Genomic DNA, 6302 nt, shown 5'->3' on the forward strand with positions numbered 1-6302 from the left:
TGTTTTACCGTGGTCAACGTGGCCGATAGTACCAACGTTAACGTGCGGTTTCGTACGTTCAAATTTTTCTTTAGACATGAGTGGTCCCTCTAGGTACGGATTTAGGTGGCCCAAATTGACCACGCAACCAAAAAAAGATAATTGGTAAATCTAATATCAAAAGGAAATAAACTTGAGAGCTGGTGCTGATAGGCAGACTCGAACTGCCGACCTCATCCTTACCAAGGATGCGCTCTACCACCTGAGCTATATCAGCACTCAAATTAGAGTGGAGCGGGCAGCGGGAATCGAACCCGCATCATCAGCTTGGAAGGCTGAGGTAATAGCCATTATACGATGCCCGCAACACGTAACTCTGAGAGCTATTTCCTAAAGAATATGGTGGAGGGGGACGGATTCGAACCATCGAAGGCAGTGCCGGCAGATTTACAGTCTGCTCCCTTTGGCCACTCGGGAACCCCTCCAAATTTTCAAGCCATTCAGACTACTAAAGGAAAGAATGGTGCCGACTACCGGAATCGAACTGGTGACCTACTGATTACAAGTCAGTTGCTCTACCTACTGAGCTAAGTCGGCATAAGTGGTGCGCATTCTATTGAATGATTTTCTAGGTTGCAATAGTAATTTGAAAAAAAATCATAAATTTCGATTTTTTAGATTCGTTTGCTGCAAATTCGTACAAACTTAGCTTTTTTAAAGTAAACTTCGACCTTTGTCGTTTGCTTTGAAGTTCGCTTGATGTATGTTCTTGCTTCTATTAAACCAAGGATAAAAGAGACCCATGAGTCCATTTTTGTCATTTGACCGTGCAAATTGGGCCGAGTTAAGAAACTCTGTACCGATGACACTTTCTGAAGACGACTTGACTGCGCTTCAGGGCATTAATGAAAACCTAACCATGGAGGAAGCGGTAGAGATCTACCTTCCTTTGTCTCGTCTTTTGAATCTGTATGTCCAGGCTCGTCAAAGCCGCAATTCCGTATTACAACAATTCTTAAATACAGAGGAACATGCTCCCCCTTTCGTAATTGGTATCGCTGGCAGTGTTGCTGTAGGCAAAAGTACGACTGCTCGTATTCTAACGGCATTGCTTTCTCGTTGGGAGAATCATCCCAAAGTGTCCTTGGTTACAACAGATGGCTTCCTATATCCGAAAAAAGTACTAGAAGAACGCGGTATCATGCATCGTAAAGGCTTCCCAGAATCCTATGATATCAAGCGCTTAGTCGAGTTCATGTCTGACGTAAAGGCAGGAAAGCCCGATCTTGAAGTACCCATCTACTCTCACATCACGTATGACATTACTGATGAACTAAGAAAAGTGGATAGACCGGATGTTCTTATTATTGAAGGTTTAAACGTTCTGCAAAGTGGAATGGACTATCCACATGACCCGCATCGTGTCTTCGTCTCTGACTTTTTAGATTTTTCAATTTATGTCGATGCAGAAACAGAGACCATTGAACATTGGTATGTAGAACGCTTTTTAAAGTTTCGCCAAGGGGCCTTTACGAAACCAGGCTCTTATTTTAGCCATTACACACAACTCTCTGTCGATGACGCAAAGAAAAAAGCGAAGCAAATTTGGCATGATATTAATGGGCTCAATTTAGAATTGAATATTCTTCCAACTCGTGAGAGAGCCCACTTGATTCTACACAAAGGCGTTAACCACTTAGTTGATAAAGTCTCGTTGCGAAAGTAATCGAAGCTTAGTCACTTTTACGCAACGAGATTTCACCACCAATATAAGTCTCTAGTCCTTGGGAGGTTTCGATTAATATTCCACCTTGATGATCGATGCCTCGAACGACGCCATATACCTCTCTAGGACCAATAAGCAGTTTGACCTGACGATTAAGGAAATTGTCTAACCGATTCCAACGTTCGATAAAGCCAGTAAGCCCTTTCATTTCATATTCGACAAGTGCAGAATTCCAATGCTTGATAAGAGTCATTGCTAGAACATTTCTATCGATCTTGAGACTCTGATTTACTTGGTTCAACGTGGTCCATGGCTGGTCAATCTCAGGCTGGTCGCCAGGCATTCCAATATTCAGGCCCATCCCAATCACTAGATGAGCAGCCCCACCGGCCTGACCCGACATTTCAACCAAGATTCCGGCCAGTTTTTTATCTTGATAATACAAGTCATTCGGCCACTTGAGTTTAACACCTTGCATGCCTACTTCTTCCAAAGCTTCCACTGCGGCAATCCCAATCACCAAGCTCAAGCCCATTGCCGCAGCCATTCCTGCATCCAGTCGCCAATACATAGAGAGATATAAGTTAGAGCCAAACGGTGAGACCCATTGTCTACCGCGGCGACCACGCCCTTGTGCTTGATATTCAGCAATACAAACACGGCCCTTTTCCGAATCCGCGACTCTGTCGAGCAAATATTGATTCGTTGAGTCAATCACAGGGACGAGTTCAACAAGTGACTCCGAGCTAGTGGTAAGGAGAGTCTCGTCTAACAACTGCAATGGTGAGGCTAATTGGTAACCGCGCCCTTGCACTCGATAAATATCAATACCCCATTCACTAAGACCTTTAATGTGCTTAGCGATTGCCGCTCTAGAAACATTAAGATCGTCGCCCAACGCTTCTCCTGAATGAAACTCTCCATCACTTAATAACTTTAGAATATGAAGTTTCGTAGAGTGATCTTTTCTCATCTAGATGCCTCGATCTGAGCCAAATTGGTCTCCCCGGTACGATTGAGAAAGCGTACTTCATGCTCAAGTATGATTTGGTATTTGTCCCATACTGTCTGCTTCACTAAAGAAGCAAGCGCGACAATGTCATCTGCACTACAATTCTCCATGTTGGTCAAAACCAAAGCTTGCATAGGGTTGACCTGCGCACCGTGTACAGACTTCCCTTTTAATCCACACTGATCGATAAGCCAACCAGCAGCAATTTTCATTCCTCCTGAAGCTGGGTAGGCCACTACGTTAGGGTATTTTTTTGTGAGTCGATCATAGTGATCTTGCGTGATCACTGGGTTTTTAAAGAAACTACCTGCGTTACCTATCTTGGTTGGATCTGGCAGTTTTGCCTTTCGCACTTGGCATACTCGTTCGAAGATAGAAGCAGGGCTGAGTTGTTCTTCTGGGATACTTTGTAAAGGGCCGTACTGGTTAATCGGCTGCCATTGCTTCGCCAACTTAAGCCCTAATGCGGTGATAAAGCACTTTCCGTGCAACGCATGTTTAAATATGGAATCCCTATAGGCAAACTCACAGTCTTGGGCGTGCATTCTTTTGTTTTCAAACGTAGTTAGGTCAAGAACATCTACATAATCACAGATGTCTTTTAGCTCTAGGCCATACGCACCAATGTTCTGAATAGGAGCCGAGCCAGCACAACCTGGAATCAAAGCTAAGTTCTCGATCCCACCGATCCCCTGATTCACACACCAGGAAACCAATTCAGGCCAATCTTCACCACCGGCAATATGTAATAGGTAGTGCTCATCCGTTTCCGTGACTTCTTTACCCATGATTCGATTAACAATCACTAATCCCTCAAAATGTTCTGTAAAAAGAACATTACTTCCTTTACCTAAAAAAAGTTTCGGTAAATGGGTGAATCTTGGGTTTTGAAATAGCTCAATAACATCTTCGAGCGACTCAACGATAGCTAAATAGGAACACGATTGTTCAATTCCAAAAGTATGGTAAGCCTTTAGGCTCGCATTTGTTTTAATTTGCATAGTAGGTTTGCAACACCAGATAAGATTCTCTTAAACTGTCGACATTCTACATTAGTTATCTTTTAACCGCAGTGACAATACCAGACTCATTAATCATAGAAGTGTTAAATCCCATCAAGCTCCCCCTCATTAAGAAACTATACAAAGCGTATTACCCTGCGGGTCGAGCCAAAAAGGATGAATTGATCATTACAGCAAGCCATAAGGGTGAAATCATTGCGTTACTACGTTTAAAAGGTGTAGATAAAGTTCGTCTGTTGACAGGAATGTTGGTCATTCCGAAAGTTAGGGGAACAGGGATTGGAAAAAAACTACTAACTCATTGTAAAAACAATGTTTTCACTGATGGCGATTATTGCTTCGCGTTTACACATCTCGAATCCTATTATTCCAAGCATGGATTCACAACAATTGATTGCTCTGAGCTACCACACCCGCTAAAAATGGCATTTCAACGTTACGTAGATAGCGGTAAAGATCTCATTCCAATGCAATTCATCTCTTCAACGACATCAAAACGCGTGCTTTTGTAGCCAGGTAAATCATATCTTTGATAAAATGGCAGGTTCGCAATATTGCACTAAACTAAGGTACTCATACCGATATGATAGTAAGTAGGAATCCATTCGAACAGTTGCCAAGTCTCGCTGTCAATCCGGAAGACTTTGATGTTCTGTATTCAGCAGAATCATTCAGAACCCGTCTTTTAGATGCTATCAGCAAAGCAACGTCGCGAATTTACCTAGTCGCTCTATATCTGGAAGATGATGAAGCTGGACGTGAAATTCTCACTGCGCTTTATGAAGCGAAACAGCGCAATCCTGGGTTGGACATCAATATCTGTGTCGACTGGCATCGAGCGCAGCGTGGCCTGATTGGTGCGGAGACATCTGAGGGTAATTCAGCGCTTTACAAAGCATATGCCAGTAAGTACCAGCACCCAATCCCTGTCTATGGCATACCAGTGCGTGGCAGAGAAGTTTTTGGGGTACTGCATTTAAAAGGCTTCATTGTCGATGATACTGTTATCTACAGTGGGGCGAGCTTAAATAACGTTTATCTCCATTATCATGAACGTTATCGATTTGATCGTTACCATATGATTCGACATGAATCTTTAGCGAATTCAATGGTGCAATTCATTCAGGAAGAAATGATTGCTCACCCTGCCGTTAATGATCTTGCAGGAAAAGATAAACCAGAAACCAAAGAAATAAAGTCGGCGATTCGCCAACTGAGGGCATCTCTTGCTCAAGCCAACTATAAGTTTGAAGACCAAGCTGCAACAGAAGAAAGTGTAAAAGTCACTCCGTTAGTTGGGCTAGGCAAACGCCGTAATCTGCTCAATCAACAGATTGTAAAGTTATTGGCAGCAGCCCAAGACGAAATTTTCATTTGTACGCCTTACTTTAACTTCCCTAAAGCACTTCATCGTGAAGTGAAACGAGCCATGAAGCGTGGTGTGAAAGTAACTATTGTTGTGGGTGATAAAACCGCCAACGACTTTTACATTGCACCTGAGGAAGACTTTAAAACTATTGGCGGACTTCCATATCTTTACGAAGTGAATTTGCGTCGCTTTGCGAAAGCCAATGAAGCGAATATCGCCGCACGTAAATTGTCAATTCACCTATGGAAGCATGACAATAACAGCTTCCACCTTAAGGGTATTTGGGTTGATAAACGCTATATGCTACTTACTGGGAATAACCTAAATCCACGTGCTTGGTCACTCGACCTAGAAAATGGGCTACTCATACAAGACAATTATGCGAAGCTCACTGAGAAGTTTGAAGACGAAGTTTCGCGTATTCTTGAGCATACTCACCTTATCTGTACTTATAAGCAATTAGAGAAAGTAGAAGACTATCCTATAGGGGTACAGCGACTGGTCAGAAAAATTACCCGCCTAAAAGCAGATGGTGTTTTAAAACGTATTCTTTAGACATCATTTCTCGCTCTAAAGTACGTCGAGATTTTTATACTAAGCCAACCGCTTTAGCAGTTGGCTTTTTCATATAATCCATTTGGAATACTTAACTATTTTCTAGTACCGCTAGTGAGCACATAACCACTTAGATCTAGAGCGACTCTCTTAATGGGTTTGAGCTTTGACGTTTGTGAGTATTCCGCATAGCATACAGCCTCGAGCTAAGCTACCCCTCTCTGTTCTGGCGCTTCTTACCCTTTGGCGATATATTTTTCTGAGACTCATCAAATGTTCAGCGTCGAAAATCATCACCTCGCTAATGAAGAGCTCCTTCAATCTTTCACCTTCCAATTCGTTTTTTCTTTCTCATCAAGATTCAAGTCGTTGAACGCCTTTGAATACCATAGATTACTTAGGCTTGTTTGTAGGTCATATTGCCTTTCCACAGCATCAACGGCCTATAGTTAAAGCCTAGTGTGTAATCACGCAGAGTTCGCTTAGTAGGGATTATGGGGAGTAGTCTAGTTAGGTGTAAACACACTTCAGGGAAACGTCGCAGTAGAAACGAAAAAAGCCCCAGTCTTTCGACTGAGGCTTAATATAAGTGGCGGAGTGGACGGGACTCGAACCCGCGACCCCCGGCGTGACAGGCCG

The 6302-nt window shown here is 43.0% G+C and carries 5 protein-coding genes and 4 tRNA genes; 3 read left to right on the forward strand and 6 right to left on the reverse strand.

What is annotated here, in order from left to right:
- Positions 1 to 180: 180 nt before the first annotated feature.
- The 4 genes from R7O13_RS23535 to R7O13_RS23550 form a co-directional block, all read right to left on the reverse strand.
- Positions 181 to 256: transfer RNA gene (locus tag R7O13_RS23535), tRNA-Thr, on the reverse strand.
- A 13-nt stretch (positions 257 to 269) separates the two neighbouring features.
- Positions 270 to 344 (reverse strand) — tRNA-Gly (locus R7O13_RS23540).
- Between the two features lie 35 nt (positions 345 to 379).
- Positions 380 to 464, reverse strand: a tRNA-Tyr gene (locus tag R7O13_RS23545).
- Positions 465 to 500: 36 nt separating this feature from the next.
- Positions 501 to 576 (reverse strand) — tRNA-Thr (locus tag R7O13_RS23550).
- Between the two features lie 205 nt (positions 577 to 781).
- Between R7O13_RS23550 and coaA the strand changes: the two genes are divergently transcribed.
- Positions 782 to 1705 (forward strand): type I pantothenate kinase, encoded by a 924-nt coding sequence (gene coaA / locus R7O13_RS23555; RefSeq protein WP_005388683.1) that lies wholly within the window; start codon positions 782 to 784, stop codon positions 1703 to 1705.
- 7 nt (positions 1706 to 1712) lie between these two features.
- Here coaA and birA read toward each other — a convergent pair whose 3' ends face one another.
- Both birA and murB read right to left on the reverse strand, forming a co-directional pair.
- Positions 1713 to 2678 carry a bifunctional biotin--[acetyl-CoA-carboxylase] ligase/biotin operon repressor BirA gene (gene birA / locus R7O13_RS23560; protein ID WP_318304784.1) on the reverse strand — a complete coding sequence of 322 codons (966 nt, stop codon included), beginning with the start codon at positions 2676 to 2678 and terminating at the stop codon, positions 1713 to 1715.
- Positions 2675 to 3718, reverse strand: coding sequence for a UDP-N-acetylmuramate dehydrogenase (gene murB, locus R7O13_RS23565; RefSeq protein ID WP_318304785.1), 1044 nt, complete (start codon positions 3716 to 3718; stop codon positions 2675 to 2677). The genes birA and murB overlap by 4 nt, the downstream gene beginning before the upstream one ends.
- A 101-nt stretch (positions 3719 to 3819) precedes the next feature.
- On the opposite strand from murB, the gene R7O13_RS23570 reads away from it, so the two are divergent.
- On the forward strand, positions 3820 to 4251 hold the full coding sequence (locus R7O13_RS23570; RefSeq protein WP_017633746.1) for a GNAT family N-acetyltransferase: 432 nt from the start codon (positions 3820 to 3822) through the stop codon (positions 4249 to 4251).
- 71 nt (positions 4252 to 4322) lie between these two features.
- On the forward strand, positions 4323 to 5663 hold the full coding sequence (gene pssA / locus R7O13_RS23575) for a CDP-diacylglycerol--serine O-phosphatidyltransferase (protein WP_158157001.1): 1341 nt from the start codon (positions 4323 to 4325) through the stop codon (positions 5661 to 5663).
- Positions 5664 to 6302 lie beyond the last annotated feature (639 nt).

It is taken from the genome of Vibrio sp. Y176, from assembly GCF_033438945.1.

Excerpts from the sequence above, each read along its gene's own strand:
- coaA (WP_005388683.1), top strand. The coding sequence starts at position 782 with ATGAGTCCATTTTTGTCATTTGACCGTGCAAATTGGGCCGAGTTAAGA.
- birA (WP_318304784.1), bottom strand. The coding sequence starts at position 2,678 with ATGAGAAAAGATCACTCTACGAAACTTCATATTCTAAAGTTATTAAGT.
- murB (WP_318304785.1), bottom strand. The coding sequence starts at position 3,718 with ATGCAAATTAAAACAAATGCGAGCCTAAAGGCTTACCATACTTTTGGA.
- pssA (WP_158157001.1), top strand. The coding sequence starts at position 4,323 with ATGATAGTAAGTAGGAATCCATTCGAACAGTTGCCAAGTCTCGCTGTC.